18 protein-coding genes are annotated in these 15,020 nt (G+C 63.9%); 6 read left to right on the forward strand and 12 right to left on the reverse strand.

Annotated elements, in window-relative coordinates:
- Positions 1–25: 25 nt before the first annotated feature.
- Complete coding sequence (locus N539_RS15060; RefSeq protein WP_156029716.1) at positions 26–286, forward strand: DUF6894 family protein; 261 nt, start codon at positions 26–28, stop codon at positions 284–286.
- Between the two features lie 152 nt (positions 287–438).
- On the opposite strand, the gene N539_RS0102650 is transcribed toward N539_RS15060, so the two are convergent.
- The 11 genes from N539_RS0102650 to N539_RS18345 all read right to left on the reverse strand — a co-directional run bounded on the left by N539_RS0102650 (position 439) and on the right by N539_RS18345 (position 9,054).
- Entirely contained in the window at positions 439–648 is a 210-nt protein-coding gene (locus N539_RS0102650) for a hypothetical protein (protein WP_028969015.1), read from the reverse strand.
- A 147-nt stretch (positions 649–795) separates the two neighbouring features.
- The gene (locus N539_RS17550) at positions 796–1,551 is read right to left on the reverse strand and encodes a hypothetical protein (protein ID WP_051531206.1); all 756 of its coding nucleotides are present in this window, start codon (positions 1,549–1,551) and stop codon (positions 796–798) included.
- A gap of 477 nt (positions 1,552–2,028) precedes the next feature.
- Positions 2,029–2,949, reverse strand: a complete 921-nt coding sequence (locus tag N539_RS0102665; protein ID WP_028969017.1) for a hypothetical protein — start codon at positions 2,947–2,949, stop codon at positions 2,029–2,031.
- Positions 2,950–2,952: 3 nt separating this feature from the next.
- Positions 2,953–4,014: a ribonucleotide-diphosphate reductase subunit beta gene (locus N539_RS0102670; protein WP_028969210.1), complete on the reverse strand. Its 1,062-nt coding sequence runs from the start codon at positions 4,012–4,014 to the stop codon at positions 2,953–2,955.
- Positions 4,015–4,019: 5 nt separating this feature from the next.
- Positions 4,020–4,331, reverse strand: a complete 312-nt coding sequence (locus N539_RS15070; protein ID WP_037551743.1) for a hypothetical protein — start codon at positions 4,329–4,331, stop codon at positions 4,020–4,022.
- On the reverse strand, positions 4,328–4,522 hold the full coding sequence (locus tag N539_RS0102680) for a hypothetical protein (RefSeq protein ID WP_028969018.1): 195 nt from the start codon (positions 4,520–4,522) through the stop codon (positions 4,328–4,330). The genes N539_RS15070 and N539_RS0102680 overlap by 4 nt, the downstream gene beginning before the upstream one ends.
- Entirely contained in the window at positions 4,519–4,761 is a 243-nt protein-coding gene (locus N539_RS0102685; protein ID WP_028969019.1) for a hypothetical protein, read from the reverse strand. The genes N539_RS0102680 and N539_RS0102685 overlap by 4 nt, the downstream gene beginning before the upstream one ends.
- Positions 4,758–4,880, reverse strand: a complete 123-nt coding sequence (locus N539_RS19100; protein ID WP_269319418.1) for a hypothetical protein — start codon at positions 4,878–4,880, stop codon at positions 4,758–4,760. The genes N539_RS0102685 and N539_RS19100 overlap by 4 nt, the downstream gene beginning before the upstream one ends.
- Positions 4,877–6,751 (reverse strand): ribonucleoside-diphosphate reductase subunit alpha, encoded by a 1,875-nt coding sequence (locus N539_RS0102695; protein WP_028969020.1) that lies wholly within the window; start codon positions 6,749–6,751, stop codon positions 4,877–4,879. Before N539_RS0102695 ends, N539_RS19100 begins: the two co-directional genes overlap by 4 nt.
- A gap of 309 nt (positions 6,752–7,060) precedes the next feature.
- Positions 7,061–8,827 carry a TIR domain-containing protein gene (locus tag N539_RS15075; RefSeq protein ID WP_051531208.1) on the reverse strand — a complete coding sequence of 589 codons (1,767 nt, stop codon included), beginning with the start codon at positions 8,825–8,827 and terminating at the stop codon, positions 7,061–7,063.
- Between the two features lie 77 nt (positions 8,828–8,904).
- Positions 8,905–9,054: a hypothetical protein gene (locus tag N539_RS18345; RefSeq protein ID WP_156029717.1), complete on the reverse strand. Its 150-nt coding sequence runs from the start codon at positions 9,052–9,054 to the stop codon at positions 8,905–8,907.
- 277 nt (positions 9,055–9,331) lie between these two features.
- Here N539_RS18345 and N539_RS15080 point away from each other — a divergent pair, with 277 nt between their 5' ends.
- From N539_RS15080 to N539_RS0102730, 5 genes are all read left to right on the forward strand, one after another.
- Positions 9,332–11,017 carry a M28 family metallopeptidase gene (locus N539_RS15080; RefSeq protein ID WP_443027619.1) on the forward strand — a complete coding sequence of 562 codons (1,686 nt, stop codon included), beginning with the start codon at positions 9,332–9,334 and terminating at the stop codon, positions 11,015–11,017.
- A gap of 80 nt (positions 11,018–11,097) precedes the next feature.
- On the forward strand, positions 11,098–11,448 hold the full coding sequence (locus N539_RS17555; RefSeq protein ID WP_051531209.1) for a hypothetical protein: 351 nt from the start codon (positions 11,098–11,100) through the stop codon (positions 11,446–11,448).
- A 64-nt stretch (positions 11,449–11,512) separates the two neighbouring features.
- Entirely contained in the window at positions 11,513–12,580 is a 1,068-nt protein-coding gene (locus N539_RS0102720) for a transporter (protein ID WP_028969021.1), read from the forward strand.
- Between the two features lie 67 nt (positions 12,581–12,647).
- Positions 12,648–13,454 carry a transporter gene (locus tag N539_RS0102725; RefSeq protein WP_037551747.1) on the forward strand — a complete coding sequence of 269 codons (807 nt, stop codon included), beginning with the start codon at positions 12,648–12,650 and terminating at the stop codon, positions 13,452–13,454.
- Between the two features lie 90 nt (positions 13,455–13,544).
- On the forward strand, positions 13,545–13,784 hold the full coding sequence (locus tag N539_RS0102730) for a hypothetical protein (protein WP_028969023.1): 240 nt from the start codon (positions 13,545–13,547) through the stop codon (positions 13,782–13,784).
- 4 nt (positions 13,785–13,788) lie between these two features.
- Here N539_RS0102730 and N539_RS0102735 read toward each other — a convergent pair whose 3' ends face one another.
- Entirely contained in the window at positions 13,789–14,964 is a 1,176-nt protein-coding gene (locus N539_RS0102735) for an LL-diaminopimelate aminotransferase (RefSeq protein ID WP_028969024.1), read from the reverse strand.
- Positions 14,965–15,020 lie beyond the last annotated feature (56 nt).

Genomic DNA, 15,020 nt, shown 5'->3' on the forward strand with positions numbered 1-15,020 from the left:
TCCCGCCTTATGCGAGGATGCTGCGATGCCCAGATTCTATTTCCATATCGAGGACGGCTCCGGGATCGTCGATGACCTAGGTATGGAGCTTTCCGGCATCGCAGCCGCAAAGTGCGAAGCGCTGCGCTACGCGAGCCGGCTTATCTGCGATGAAGCGGAGCGGTTCTGGGACGCAGGCGAACTCCAAATGACGATCGCTGACGAGAAGGGGCTTACGCTGTTCTCGCTGGCCCTGAGCCTTACGGCAGTCGATGCGCCCGCTATTCAGATGAGTCAGCGGGCTTAGGCCTCGGATGCGGTGTGACTCGAGCCGATCCTAAGAACCGGGAGCTTCCGAGCTGCGGCCCCCGGCTCTCGGCCGCCGCAAGTGGGTCACGACGACTCCGCCTTTCTCGCATGTTTCGGTGTCCCGGGCCATGGCGGCGCGCCCGGTGGGCCCTAACGGACGTCCTGCGCGCTGTCGTTGGCCTCCGCGGTCCATTCGCGATCGGCTTCTTCAGGCAACTCTTCGGGCGAGGGCGCGATGGCGGTCATCTTCGCCTTACGCGGGTGGGCGGGCGCGGCCGGGCGCGACATCAGCATCGACCAGGCGTAACCGCCGGCGCTGCCGAGCATCAGGGCTGCGAGAAGGATCTGGATCGCGCGCATCGGGGGAGTTTCGCACGTGGATGTTGCGGATGCGTAAAGCTGCCGCGTTAGTGTTGACCAGCAGTGGGGCCGCCTCAAGGGCGAGCTGCGTAATCCTTGGCGCGCGTGATCCACGCATTTGCGCTTGCGCGGGCGGCGCCGCCACCCTCAGCTTGGCCGCAATGAGCGTTCGATGCCCCAACCAAGTTGAGCAATCGCACTAACTAATCTGTCGTGGAGTTGCTTACGTGACTCATAGAAAATAATCCGTTGGTGTGCGAGATCGAACGGAATGTCCGTGATGTCGCCCCGCTCGGCAAACATCAAAACATCTTTCCCAAGCGCTTGCGCTATTCCCATCTCGTAAAAGACATTTGGATTCCTGCCGTTAAGGTCCGCAATTACAAATCGCGACCGAATAATCTCACGTACGACGACCGGCAGAATGGGCCCCACAATATTTTGCTCGTCACCGCGAACTGCGAAAAGGCCGACCTTTTCGCAAGCAGTTTCAACGGTTTGATAGGTTGGAAGTTCTTTCTCGCTCAAGGGCGTTAGGACAAAGACCTGTCTTGCGACCACATCAATGGTCTTTGGGTCTATGCCGAAGCTGTCGAGAAATCGGCGGGGGTCGATCGGATCGTGAGATTGCTCAGCCGCCGTATGAAACTTCGCCTTTTCGGCCATATCCAAGACGAGGTGATTTATCTCCTCCCAGCGGCCCCGATCTCGATAAATCTCGTCGTACATGCGACGGAAGTCAGTTTCTAGCGCCAGCCGCGTCCGATCTAGGTCCACGCGATGACGTTCTGCATCGTACACCGTGCCCTTGAGGCGGATTGACGAGAGATACACGGCGAGAGCCCCAAAAATCGCGAGCATCAGTGCGCCGATCGACAGGACAAGCGACAGGTCGACCTTCATTTTGCCAGCTCCGCGTATGCCGCAGAAACGATGTTGAAACTCAATAGAACGCTTGTCGCCAAGGAGAGAGCAATCAACACAGAAACGATCGCCCAGGTAGAGCTCAGACTCCGTTTCCTACTCTCGACATAACGGAATACACACACGTTCATTATGAAGATTACCACTAAGCCCATCACTGTGACGCCCGACACATATGGATCTGGCGTTCTTGCGAGCGCGGCGATCAGTAGTGAGCACGCCGACGCAGTGAGCACCGTAGGAATATCCGAGAGCCCAACTACGATGTCATCGAATTTTGGCGACCGAGCGGTAACAAACTTCACAAGGAAGAGCACGAACGAAAGTGACAGGCCAAACACTACCGGCCACGCAGGGTGAACGACACCGTTTAACATCTGAAGATATTATACCACCCTTCGTTTGTGCGCTGCCCACTCATACCTGGGCCAGCCATCCTGTTTAAGCCTGTTGGCGTTAAGGAGTGGGACTATTCGCCCGCTCAGCACTGCCATTCAGCATTTGCAGTATTCCGCCGCTTGGCCGAACGCCGGCGATCGATCTAACAGGCGCAAGCTGTCGCTCCGCGACCTCTATCGCAACCCTGCTGATTGCAGCTACTGTGCTGTGGAAAAGCGTGGCCGCCTCCTCCGAGGAGAGGGTCCGGTCCGGATGGATAACTGGGTTCCGGTAGATCTCTTTTATTTGGCGCAGCAGCGCGATAGCCTCTGCCGTGGGCTTTGGTTCGGCATCCGACTCTCGTTGGCGTTCGAGCGCGCCTAGATATTGCCCCCAGTTGTTGAACTTTTGAATTTCCTTTGCCGGGAGGAAATCTGCGAGGTAGCGTTTGATCACTCGTTCAACTGCCCTCATTGCGTGGAATCCGCAAGCAGTCGGGAGATTAAAGGCGAGGCACTTTCCGGCGTCATCGACCTCCTTGAGCACGTCCTCACTGACTGCGATGAATGCTGCGGTAGGCAAAACGTTTCGAGCGCAGTTTACGAGCTGATTGACGTCGAAAATGCCCGACCGCGTTACCGTGAATGATGCCATAATTCGTAGGTCAGCTATAAGAACAGTTCGAAATTGTTCGACCTTGCTCAGTATCAAATTGAGCTCGTACTCGGATCGAGCACTGTCCGGAGGGGTGATCCAGTTTCCTTCAGGGTCGCGGAAATGGCGGGTCTCAAAGGCATTGAGAAGATTGATGAGCTCTACGAGATCGTGACCGCACGCAGTTAGCTTTGCACGATCGCCCACCATCAGACTGCCGAGCGCCTGACGGAGACGGAAGGCGTGCACCAATGCATCATACAACGGGCCGCGCGCATCGATCTTGGAAGCTTGCTCTAGAGCGCCTCCGAGTTCGACGAAGAAGGGTAGATCCACAAGTTTCATAATCTACTCCGCCGCCACCCCCGCCGCCTCGAACATATCCGGCCCGTCGCCGCTCGTGCTCGCGTCGTTCGCCGCCGTCTCGGCCTTGGCCTTCATCCGCCGGTCGAAGCTGTCCCACACGGTGTTCCAGTCGCCGCGGGTCGCGGCCTTCGAGTATTCGGTCGCGCGCGTTTCGAAGAAGTTGGCGTGCTCGACGCCGTTCAAGAGCGGGGCGAGCCAGGGGAGGGGGTGCTCGTCGACCATGTAGATCGGCTTGAAGCCCAATTGCCCCATGCGCCAGTCGGCGATGTAGCGGATGTACTTCTGGATTTCCTTGGGGCTCATGCCGTTGATCGGCCCCTGCTCGAACGCGAGGTCGATGAACGCATCCTCGAGCGCGACGGTCTGGTGGCAGATGTCGCGGATGTCGTTCTTGACCGACTTGGTCAGGCAGTCGCGTTCCTTCACGAAGGTGTGGAAGAGCTTGATGATGCCTTCGCAGTGAAGGCTCTCGTCGCGCACCGACCAGCTGACGATCTGGCCCATGCCCTTCATCTTGTTGAACCGCGGGAAGTTCATCAGCATGGCGAAGCTGGCGAACAGCTGCAGGCCCTCGGTGAAGCCGCCGAACATGGCGAGCGTCTTGGCGATGTCCTCGTCGGTGTCGACGCCGAACGTGCTCAGGTAATCGTGCTTGTCCTTCATCTCCTTGTACTGGAGGAAGGCCGAGTACTCGCTCTCGGGCATGCCGATGGTGTCGAGGAGGTGCGAGTAGGCCGCGATGTGCACCGTCTCCATGTTGGAGAAGGCGGTCAGCATCATCTTGATCTCGGTCGGCTTGAACACGCGGCCGTATTTGTCGTGGTAGCAATCCTGCACCTCGACGTCGGCCTGGGTGAAGAAGCGGAAGATTTGCGTGAGCAGGCTGCGCTCGGTCTCGTGGAGCTTCTGCGCCCAGTCGCGGCAATCCTCGCCGAGCGGCACTTCCTCGGGCATCCAGTGGATCTGCTGCTGGCGCTTCCAATATTCGAACGCCCACGGGTATTCGAACGGCTTGTACTGCTTGCGGGCTTCGAGGAGGGGCATGTCAGTTACTCCTGAATTCTGCGGGCGCGGACGTTGATCACGCGGTCCTTGTAGATGACGCGGGACTTGCGGGCGCCGACGCCGAACACGACGATGCCGAGGAAATAGCCGAAATCGTACCAGCCGCCGTTGTTGGGCACGGCGTAGACCGCGACCTGGCTCGAGAATAGCGAGACCAGCCACGCGACCGGGAAGATGAAGCCGTGCCACAGGCCGAGGAGGAAGCCCGGCGCGGTGGGCGCGACGGCGTCGGGCGCCTGCGTCGCGGCGCACGCGGTGAGCGCGAGTGCTCCGGCGAGGAGGGCGAGGCGCTTCATCGCGCGCCCGCCGCATTCTGGGAGGCGATGGCGAAGCCGGCGAGGAACAGCCCGAACGCCGTCAGCATCATCCCGCCGATCAGCATCGCCGCGTGGCGCGGCTGGCCTTCGCCGCGGCGGCGGATCGCGGGGGTCAGGAGTGCGATCCCGATCACGATCGCGACCGCGCCGAGGAGGATGAAGGCGCTCATCGCATTTGCGCCGCTTCGATCTCGGCCGCGCTCGGATGATATTCGAGGCCGCCGAGGCCGTGGATGAGGAGGATCGCGGCGATGATCAGCAGGATCACCGCGCCCTGGCTGCCGTAGCCGCCGGTGCCGTCCTCGGTTGCCGGGGCGGGGCGGCGGTACAGCCACAGTGCAGCCGCGAGCATCGCGACGCCGACCGCGACCTCGGCCATCGCGCCGTAGCTCAGGTGCGCCCAGTTCATCGCTTGAGCAGCTCCCACCCGATCGCCGCCGTCGCCGCGGTGGCGATGAGGTCGAGCGCGACCAGCACCAGCACGACCGCGCCGGCGCGCCTGGCGAAGCGGGTGAGGCGCGGGCTCATTGGCACGCCAGGCACTCGTCGTAATCGGTGCTCGAGGCGAGGGGGATTTCCTTCAATTCGGGCGTGTTGTCGGCCTCGACGCCGCCGGCGAAGCCCGCGCGCTGGACCGATTTCGAGCGCAGGTAATAGAGGCTCTTGATGCCGAGCTCCCAGGCGCGGAAGTGGAGCATCATCAGGTCCCATTTGTCGACGTCGGCGGGGATGAACAGGTTCAGCGACTGCGCCTGGTCGATGTAGGGCGTGCGGTCGGCGGCAAGCTCGATCAGCCAGCGCTGGTCGATCTCGAAGCTGGTCTTGAAGGTGTCCTTTTCCTCCTGGGTGAGGAAGTCGAGGTGCTGGACGCTGCCGCCCTGCTCGAGGATCGAGTTCCACACGGCGGCCGGGGCAACCACGTTCTTCTTCTCGAACAGCGCTTCGAGATAGGGGTTCTTGATCGAGAAGCTGCCCGACAGCGTCTTGTGGGTGTAGATGTTGGCCGGGATCGGCTCGATACAGGCGCTGGTGCCGCCGGCGATGATCGAGATCGACGCCGTCGGAGCGATCGCCATCTTGCACGAAAAGCGCTCCATCACGCCCATGTCCATCGCGTCCGGGCAGGCGCCTCGCTCCTGCGCCAGCATCATCGACGCCTGGTCGACCTGGGCGCGGATGTGCTTGAAGATCTTGAGGTTCCAGCTCTTGGCCATGGCGCCCTCGAACGGCAGCCCGCGGGCCTGGAGGAAGGAGTGGAAGCCCATGACGCCAAGGCCGACCGAGCGCTCCCGCTCGGCGCTATACTTGGCGCGCGCCATCTCGTCCGGCGCCCGGGCGATGTAGTCGCTGAGCACGTTGTCGAGGAAGCGCATGACGTCCTCGATGAACTGCTTGTCGCCGTTCCACTCGTCCCAGGTTTCGAGGTTCAGCGACGACAGGCAGCACACCGCGGTGCGGTCGGCGCCGAGATGGTCGCGGCCGGTCGGCAGGGTGATCTCGCTGCACAGGTTCGAGGTGGTGACCTTGAGCCCGAGCTCGCGGTGATGCCTCGGCATCGAGCGGTTCACCTGGTCGATGAAGATAATGTACGGCTCGCCCGTCGCGAGGCGGGTTTCGACCAGCTTCTGGAACAGGCTGCGGGCGTCGACCGTGCCGCGAACGCTCTGATCCTTGGGCGACTTGAGCTCGAACTCCGCGCCCTCGCGCACCGCTTCCATGAACTCGTCGGTGACGAGCACGCCGTGATGGAGATTGAGCGCCTTGCGGTTGAAGTCGCCGCTGGGCTTACGGATCTCGAGGAACTCCTCGATCTCCGGGTGCGAGATATCGAGGTAGCAGGCAGCCGAGCCGCGGCGGAGCGAGCCCTGGCTGATCGCCAGCGTCAGCGAATCCATCACGCGCACGAACGGAATGATGCCGCTGGTCTTGCCGTTGAGTCCGACCGGCTCGCCGATCCCGCGCACGCAGCCCCAGTAAGTGCCGATGCCGCCGCCCTTGGAGGCCAGCCAGACATTCTCGTTCCAGGTCCCGACGATGCCTTCGAGGCTGTCGGAGACGCTGTTCAGATAGCAGCTGATCGGCAGGCCGCGGCCGGTGCCGCCGTTCGACAGGACCGGCGTCGCCGGCATGAACCACAGGCGCGAGATATAGTCGTAGACCCGCTGCGCATGCTCCGCATCGTCGGCATAAGCGGCGGCGACGCGCGCGAACAGGTCCTGGTAGCTCTCGCCGGGAAGCAAATAGCGGTCGCGCAGCGTGTCCTTGCCGAACTCGGTCAGGAGCGCGTCGCGGCTGTCGTCGGTGGTGACCGGAAAGGCGCGCATGTCGACCGTCTTGCTGGTGCGCGGGGCCGCCGTGACGTCGTCGCTGGTGACTTCGCTGCTGCTCGAAAAATCCATCTCGCTTCCCCGTCCCTCTACAGCCCTCTCGAGGACTGTTTGTTCCCCAATTGTTCGACTCGGAGCCATTCCCGGCTATCCTAGTCCTTTTTGGCGTGCGCGGGGGCTTTTCTGAGCCTGGCCCCTGTGGAAATCGGGGACGAGCGTGCCCACCACCGGAATATAGGTATTCCGGCGCTGAACACTAGGTTTTGAGTGTTCCCCCACTCGCGCTACCACCTATTGTGCCTTAACTGGAAACAGACGCAAGCGGGTAATTGAGGGTTAACGCAATTTTGCTGTGAATGTGTCGTAAACGTAACGACTTTGTCAGGCGGAAGGAGCCGCGGATATCTTCAGGCGCTGCTTGGTAGCCTCGAGCGAGGCCTTGAAGCGCGGGTCGTCGCGGATCGGGTCGAGATCTGGATCGACCTCGAGATGGCGGATCATGGTCGTGCTGGTGATTTGCTCGAAGAACGGCTGAAGCGCTTCGAGCGCGCCCTCAGGATCACCAAGCTCCAACGCCAGAGCGCAGGCGAGATTATATCGCACCAGAAGGTTTTCCGGATCGAGCAGCAGCGCGCGACGAACCCAATCGCGCGCGCGTTCCAACTCGCCCAAGGCGTTGAGTGCCGAAGCCCCCATGGCGAGTGCCGAGCAATTGGTCGGATCCTTGGCGATCGTTCGTTCCGCGCGCTCGAGCGTCACTTTCGCGGCCGCGAGGGCCTTGGCCGCGTCGCCGACCGCATTGTAGCAAGTGATGAGCATCGCCGGATTGTTGAAATCCATGTCCATCAATGACGCGGCTTTTTCGAAATAGGGAATGGCGTCGCGGATGTGGTCGTGCCGGAAGATGAGGCGCGCGGCTTCGCGGTTCACTTCCCAGGATTCGGGGTCGAGCCTGAGTGCGGTGCGGATCTGACTTTCCGCTTCGTCGCCGCGGCCTTCCTCCTCCAGATAACGCGCCTTGATACAATGAGCTTCGGGAAGATTGGGATCGATTTCCAGCGCGCGCTCGGCCGCAGGCAACGCGTTTACATCCATACCGTGCAGGAAGCGCAATTCGAGCTGACCCAACGCCAGCAACGCCCAGGCATGCGCATAATCCGGATCGAGCGCAGTCGCCTGCTTGCATAGCCGCACAATGGCTTCGTCCTTGCGGACGTCACCGTAAAAGCCACCGATCCATTGCTGCCTCGCCATGAGATACAGGCTGTAGGCTTCGACGCTCGACGTGCCGCGCGCTTCGATTGCGCTCTTCTCCTTTGGCAGCAGCTTCAGCCGAAGGGCGTCGACGATGGCTTTCGAAATTTCGTCCTGGATGGTGAAGATGTCGGTAAGGTCGCGGTCAAAGCGATCGGCCCAAATATGATCACCCTTGGCTCCGTCGATCAGCTGGGCCGTGATACGCACGCGGTCGCCTGCCTTGCGGACACTGCCTTCGAGAACATGGCTGACTCCGAGCGTTTTCGCGACGTCCTTCACGTCAACGGTTTGGCCCTTGAACATGAAGGCGGTGTTGCGAGCGATCACCGACAAAGCTGACACCTTGGACAGATCGGTGATGATGTCCTCGCTGATCCCGTCGCTGAAATATTCCTGTTCAGCTTCGCCGCTCATATTGGCGAAGGGCAGGACGCAGATCGAGGGCTTGGGCGCCGCTTCCTCTTTGGTAGGCGCGGCGTCGCGGCTTGGCTTGGGCTCGACCGGCGCGGCCATCTTGACGATCGCGCGGAGTAGCTCCTCCAGTCGTTCCGGTTGCTGACCATTGTTCAAGTCGGTGAGGTCCACCGCCTGATATTGTCGGAAGCCCAGCGGCGGACGCACCGCATCGATCGTCGCCGGGACCAGCCGACCTGAATCCCGCCCCTCGGCGGCTTCGTCCTGGACCCATGCCGATTCCAGCGACGATTGCGACCACAGGACGATGACGGCTTCCGCGTCGTTCAAAGCCTTGTCGATTTCGGTTGAGAAGCGCGAGCCGCCATGGAGCTCGCGGTCCCACCAGACGTCGTGGCCGGCACGCGCGACGAGGTCCGCGAGTTTCCTCGCGCAGTCGACATCCGCGCGTGCGTAACTGAGAAATATGCGTGCCACGGCCCCTCCGGCGCGCCGACTGTGGGGCGAACGGCCAATCCGCGCAAGAGCTTAGGCTCGGCGGATGAAGCCGCCGGCTATTGGCAAATGGTCGGCGTGTCGGGGCCCTTGTCGGCGGCGTAGCAGTCGCTGCCGGCGGCGTCGGCGCTGGACGTGGTGCGGTTGACGAAAGCGAACAGCAAAACGCCCGCGACGATCGCAGCAACTAGAACCAGCTTCTTACTCATTACAGCGCCCTTTCGCGGCGACCCCTCCAGTCGCCGTCAGTCGCCCATATACGCGCCCGGTTACGGTAACAGAAAGGGATCGGGTCACTTTTTCGGCGGCTAGTGCAAAGAAGCCACGGGTCTCGCGGGACGGCGCATCCAAAGTGCCGCTTAGCCGTTCCCGCTCCGTCAGAGTGGGAGAGGGCCGATGCGTAAGCTGGTGATGGCGGTTGGGGCGGCGATGTTGAGCGCCTGCGTGACGAATGCGCCCGAGCCGCCGGCGATGGCGACCGCGCAAATGCTCCCCGCCGATCACAACGGCCCTCCGTTATTGCCGCCGGCCAACGCTGTTCCGCCAGCCGCCTCGGTGAGCACCGAGCGGATGAGCGAAATGACGCGGGTGCTGGCGTCCGACGAATTCCAGGGCCGCGCCCCCGGCACGGCGGCCGAAGAGAAGACGATCCCGTACCTGATCCAGCAGTTTCAAATGGCGGGCCTCGAGCCCGCCGGCGAGAATGCCACCTGGACCCAGACGGTGCCGATGATCCGGACCAAGCTCGCCGCGCCGATGAGCTTCGCCGTGCGCCAGCGCGGGCAGAGCGTTCCGCTGAGCTTTCCCGACGATATCTACCTGTCGACGGTGCGCGACACCGAAGTCGCCAAGATCGCCAACGCGCCGCTGGTGTTCGTCGGTTACGGGGTTCACGCGCCGGAACGAGGGTGGGACGATTTCAAGGGCGTCGACTTGCATGGCAAGGTCGCGCTGTTCCTGGTCAACGATCCCGATTTCGAGGCGGTGGCGGGCGAGCCGGCGGCCGGCAAGTTCGGCGGCAAGGCGATGACCTTCTATGGCCGTTGGGTCTACAAATATGACGAGGCGGCGCGGCGCGGCGCGATCGGCGCGCTGATCGTCCACGAGACCGAGGCCGCGGGCTACGGCTGGAACGTCGTCAAAAGCTCGGGCGGCGAGAATTACAATATCGTCCTGCCCGCCGGAGCGCAGCAGCCGGTGCTGCTCCAGGGGTGGATCCAGCTGCCGGCGGCGGAGGCGCTGCTCAAGCGCGCCGGTTACGACTTCGCCACGTTGAAGCGGCAGGCGCGGTCGCCGGACTTCCGGCCGATCGATCTCAAGGCAACCTTCGCCGCGGACACCAAGGTCGAGCTGGCGCACCTCACCAGCCACAATATCCTCGGCAAGATCACCGGGTCGGCCTACCCAGCCGAGACGGTGAGCTACGGCGGGCATTGGGACGCCTACGGGATCGGCCCGCCCGACGCGCAGGGCCGCACGATGCGCCCGGGCGCCGCGGACGATGCACTGGGTCTCGCCGCGATGCTGGAAGTCGCGCGGTTGTTCAAAGCGGGGCCGGCGCCGCAGCGGACATTGCTGTTCACGGCGTGGACGGCGGAGGAGCGCGGGCTGCTCGGCTCCGAATATTACGCGCAGCATCCGCTCTATCCGATGGAGACGATGGCCGCGAACCTGACCTTCGATACGCTGCAATGGGCGGGGCCGGTCAGGGACGCGGTGCTGATCGGGCGCGGGCAAAGCGAGCTGGAGCGCTATCTCGAGGAGGCGGCGCGGGCGCAGGGGCGCTATGTGACGCCCGAAAGCCATCCCGAGCGCGGGCTGTTCTACCGCGCCGACCATTTCTCGTTCGCCAAGCGCGGCGTTCCGGTGCTGCTCGATATGGCGCTCGCGGGGGCCTACGACATGGTCGACGGCGGCCGCGCGGCGGGAGACCGTTGGCTCGATGCGTTCACGGCGACTTGCTACCACCAGACCTGCGATGCCTGGGCGCCGAGCTGGAACCTGGCCGGGGCGGCGCAGGAGGCCGAGCTGTTCCATGCGATCGGCGCCCGGCTCGCGAATAGCCGTGAGTGGCCGCGGTGGAATGCGGCGTCGGAGTTCCGCCAGGTGCGCGAGAAGAGCGCCGCATCCCGTGGCGAAGCCGTGCCGGCGAAGGGCGAGCGAGGCCGCTAGGCAGCCGCCGAGCGGGCGGCTAGGGCGCGGGCAATGCCAACGCGAGCCGCGCCCGTCCTGACCGTTTCGCCTGGGCGGCCGTGCTCGGACTGGTCCTCGCGCTGCGCCTGCTGACACCCACCGGCTTCATGCCGAGCTTCGAGGACGGGCGGATCGCCGTCGTGCCGTGCGACGGGGTCGTCATCGCCCCGCCTCCGCCGATGAAGATGGCCCATCATGGCCATCAGGGGGAGCATCAGCACGGCAAGGCTGGCCACCAGCCCTGTCCTTATGCGGCCGGCGCGGCGCCCGTGCTGCTGCCGGTCGATTCATTCGCCCGGCTCGAGATGCCGCTGATATCGGGTACGGTCGCGGAGGCGTTCGCCACCCAGTTTCGGATCCGGGCACGCCCGGATCGGCCGCCGAGCACCGGACCCCCGGCCGCCGCCTGATCCACTGCCATCCGACATCCAAACTTACCCGCGGGCCGACCTCGCGGGTTTTCAGGGCATATCCATGATCAATCCGATTTCGTGCGTTCGCGCGCCGCTGACCTGGCGCATCCTCGCATTCTGTACCGTCACCGCAATCGCCACACCCGCCCTCGCCGACCATATGGGTCCGAGCGGGGTCGGCGGCGGCGGGTTTGCCGTCATCAGCCCGTGGACCCTCGACCAGGGCAAGGGCGGGTTCGGTTTCCGCCTCGTCTACACCAAGCCCAGGCAGCGCTCCGATGCGCTGCTCGAAGCGCTCGCGGCGCAGCATATCCATGCCCACAACACCGACTACAACCTCAATGCCTCGCTCGGCGCGGCGTACGGAATCTCTCATCGCCTGACGCTCTCGGTCGAGCTTCCCTATGTCCGTCGCGACGACTTGCGCGAAGGCGAGCATGCCGACGAGGGCGGGGAGGCGATCAACGAAGTCGCGCGGCTCGGCAGCGTGTCGGGCCTGGGCGATTTGAGCCTGCTCGCCAAATATCGGCTGACCAGCGCGACGACTTCGGGCCTGGCCCTGATCGCGGGAATCAAGGCGCCGACCGGCAGCACGCACAAGCACTCGACCGACGGCGAGCGGCTGGAGACCGAGCATCAGCCGGGCACCGGCAGCTGGGACCCGATCGTCGGCGGCGCCGCTGGAACCAAAGCCGGCGCGCTCAGCTTCAGCGCCAGCGCGCTTTATCAATTCTCCGGGCGCGGTGCGCAGCACAGCCGGCTGGGCGACCGGCTGCAGGGCGGGATCTCGCTCTCGCACCGCTTCGGTGAGGCCCCGCACGAGCATCAGGAAAGTCACAATCACCATCACGGCGACGAGCTCGATGAGCATGCGGAGCCGCCTCACCATTCGACGTGGGACGCGTTCGTCGAGCTGGGCGGCGAGTGGGAGGGCCGGCAGCAAGTCGGCGGCGAGGTCGAGCAAGCGAGCGGTGGCAAGTGGATCTACGCCGCGCCCGGGGTTCGCTTCACCAGCGCTAACAGCTGGTCGGTCGGCGGGGCGCTGGCCGTGCCGCTGTGGCAGGACATCCGCGCCTCGCATCCCGACAACCGCTACCGCTTCATGCTGTCCGTCGGCCGGGCTTTCTAACCCCGTAAAGGAATCGTGTGGATTAGGCGCTTGTCACTCGACGGCCGCGTGCCGGTGGAGCAGACCGATGTGCGTGGGGCTCATCGAACGGTTCATCATCGCGACCATCGCGGCGGCGCTAAGCGGCGCAGCGGCTGCAGCGGACGACGCGCCGATCTGTGCCGACCGGCCGGGCAAGTCGAGCCAGGCCTGCACCGTACCGGCGGGACATTTCCAGTTCGAAAGCTCGTTCGCCGACTGGACGCTAAGCAAGGGCGGGGGCGAGCGGGACACGGTGCTGGCGATCGCTGAAACCGGCTTCAAATTCGGACTGACGGACCGGTCGCACATCGATATCGACCTCACGCCCTGGGTGCGGACCACGAGCCGGCAGGGCGATGCCCGCGACCGCGCGTCGGGATTCGGCGATATGTTGGTGAGCTACAAAAATCGGCTGACGGCGGCCGATGCCGCACTCCTGATCGCGGTTTCGCCGTTCGTGAAACTGCCGACGGCGAGGCATTCGATCGGCAATGGCAAGTGGGAAGGCGGCTTCATCGTCCCGATCCAATATGCCATTCCCCGGTCGCCGCTGGCGCTATCGCTAACCCCGGAGATCGACTGGGCGGCGGACGGCGACGGGAGCGGCCATCATGCGGCCATGGCGCAGGTCGTGAACCTCGGCTGGCAGGTCACGGACAAGCTCAACCTGTCGGGCGAAGTGTGGGGGCAGTGGGACTGGGATCCGGCTGGCACGACGCGGCAGGCGAGCGCCGACGGCGCCGTTGCTTATCTCGTGCACAGCGACCTGCAGCTCGACGCCGGGTTCAACATCGGGCTGAACCGCGTGACGCCGGATGTCGAACTGTACGCCGGCATCGCCGAGCAGTTCTAGGTGCTCTATCGGCATCTCGACGCGATTTTGACGAGCAACGGGAAGGCTTTGGGTGTAATGAGCGACCACTCATAGCGGCGGAGGGCAAAGATGACCGGCATCCTCGACAAGTTCCATGTCGAACACAGTGCCTATGGCGCGAAAGTCCTGGCTCGCACCAATCAGCTGACGGGCGAGTGCGTCGACGACAGCGACGTCGATGCCGCCATCCAGATGCTCAAGGACGACCTCGACGCTTGCGGCAGGGAGATGAAGCGATTGCTGGTGGTCAACCGTCGCGGCTCGCTGTTCGAGGGCTGGCCGGCGCCGCGGGACGGGCTCGAAGCGTAACCCGTCAGGCGAGCATCTTCTTAACGCCGCGCGCCGCCTGGCGGAGGCGCTGCTCATTCTCGACCAAGGCGATGCGGACAAAGCCTTCGCCTTCTTCGCCGAAGCCGACCCCCGGCGCGACCGCGACATGGGCCTCGGTCAGGAGGCGCTTGGAAAACTCCATCGAGCCCAATTCGTGGAATTTCTCCGGGATTGGCGCCCAGGCGAACATCGAGGCTTGCGGTACTGGAATCGGCCAGCCGGCGCGGCCGAAGCTTTCGACCAGCACGTCGCGGCGCTTCTTGTAGAGCTTGCGGTTGAAGTCGACGATGTCCTGCGGGCCGTTGAGCGCCGTGCAGGCAGCCGCCTGGACCGGCGTGAAGGCGCCATAGTCGAGGTACGACTTGACCCGCGCCAGCGCCTCGATCAGGCGGGCGTTGCCGACCGCGAAGCCGATCCGCCACCCGGCCATCGAATAGGTCTTGGACATCGAGGTGAACTCGACCGCGACGTCTTTCGCGCCCTCGACCTGGAGGATCGAGGGGGTCGGCGTGTCGCCGAAATAAATCTCCGCATAAGCGAGGTCGGAAATGACGATCAGGTCGTTTTCGCGGGCGAAGGCGACGAGGCGCTCGTAGAATGGGAGGTCGGCGACGTAGGCGGTCGGGTTCGATGGATAGCCGACCACCAGCACCTTGGGCCGCGGCACGCTGTAATGCAGCGATCGTTCGAGCCGGGCGAAGAAGTCGTCGCCGGGGGCGGCCGGGATCGAGCGGATCGCGGCGCCGGCGATGATGAAGCCGAAAGTGTGGATCGGGTAGCTCGGGTTGGGGGCAAGCACGACGTCGCCCGGCGCGGTGATCGCCTGGGCGAGGTTGGCGAGGCCCTCCTTGGACCCCAAGGTGACGATCACTTCCTTGTCGGGATCGACCGTTACTCCGAAGCGCCGCTGGTAATAAGCCGCCTGGGCCTTTCTCAAGCCGGGGATGCCGCGGCTTGCCGAATAGCGGTGCGCGTTGGGCTTGGCCGCGACCTCGGCCAGCTTGTCGATGACGTGGCGCGGCGGTGCGCCGTCGGGGTTGCCCATGCCGAGATCGACGATGTCCTCGCCGCGCGCGCGCCCCGCGGCCTTCATCGCATTGACCTCGGCAAAGACGTAGGGCGGCAGGCGGCGAATGCGGTAGAATTGTTCTTCGGCCATGCGCCGCCCATGCGCGAAGATGTTGCGCCGCCGCAAGCATTGCCGCGATTTCATTT

This window comes from Sphingomonas sp. URHD0057 (genome assembly GCF_000620665.1).
Lineage (GTDB): Bacteria > Pseudomonadota > Alphaproteobacteria > Sphingomonadales > Sphingomonadaceae > Sphingomicrobium.

Coding starts and splice junctions, on each gene's coding strand:
- N539_RS15070 (WP_037551743.1), bottom strand. CDS start 4,331: ATGAAGCGCCTCGCCCTCCTCGCCGGAGCACTCGCGCTCACCGCGTGC.
- N539_RS0102650 (WP_028969015.1), bottom strand. CDS start 648: ATGCGCGCGATCCAGATCCTTCTCGCAGCCCTGATGCTCGGCAGCGCC.
- N539_RS0102735 (WP_028969024.1), bottom strand. CDS start 14,964: ATGGCCGAAGAACAATTCTACCGCATTCGCCGCCTGCCGCCCTACGTC.
- N539_RS0102680 (WP_028969018.1), bottom strand. CDS start 4,522: ATGAGCGCCTTCATCCTCCTCGGCGCGGTCGCGATCGTGATCGGGATC.
- N539_RS0102695 (WP_028969020.1), bottom strand. CDS start 6,751: ATGGATTTTTCGAGCAGCAGCGAAGTCACCAGCGACGACGTCACGGCG.
- N539_RS0102685 (WP_028969019.1), bottom strand. CDS start 4,761: ATGAACTGGGCGCACCTGAGCTACGGCGCGATGGCCGAGGTCGCGGTC.
- N539_RS0102670 (WP_028969210.1), bottom strand. CDS start 4,014: ATGCCCCTCCTCGAAGCCCGCAAGCAGTACAAGCCGTTCGAATACCCG.
- N539_RS15060 (WP_156029716.1), top strand. CDS start 26: ATGCCCAGATTCTATTTCCATATCGAGGACGGCTCCGGGATCGTCGAT.
- N539_RS0102720 (WP_028969021.1), top strand. CDS start 11,513: ATGATCAATCCGATTTCGTGCGTTCGCGCGCCGCTGACCTGGCGCATC.
- N539_RS19100 (WP_269319418.1), bottom strand. CDS start 4,880: ATGAGCCCGCGCCTCACCCGCTTCGCCAGGCGCGCCGGCGCGGTCGTG.
- N539_RS0102725 (WP_037551747.1), top strand. CDS start 12,648: ATGTGCGTGGGGCTCATCGAACGGTTCATCATCGCGACCATCGCGGCG.
- N539_RS0102730 (WP_028969023.1), top strand. CDS start 13,545: ATGACCGGCATCCTCGACAAGTTCCATGTCGAACACAGTGCCTATGGC.
- N539_RS18345 (WP_156029717.1), bottom strand. CDS start 9,054: ATGAGTAAGAAGCTGGTTCTAGTTGCTGCGATCGTCGCGGGCGTTTTG.
- N539_RS15080 (WP_443027619.1), top strand. CDS start 9,332: ATGCTCCCCGCCGATCACAACGGCCCTCCGTTATTGCCGCCGGCCAAC.
- N539_RS17550 (WP_051531206.1), bottom strand. CDS start 1,551: ATGAAGGTCGACCTGTCGCTTGTCCTGTCGATCGGCGCACTGATGCTC.
- N539_RS0102665 (WP_028969017.1), bottom strand. CDS start 2,949: ATGAAACTTGTGGATCTACCCTTCTTCGTCGAACTCGGAGGCGCTCTA.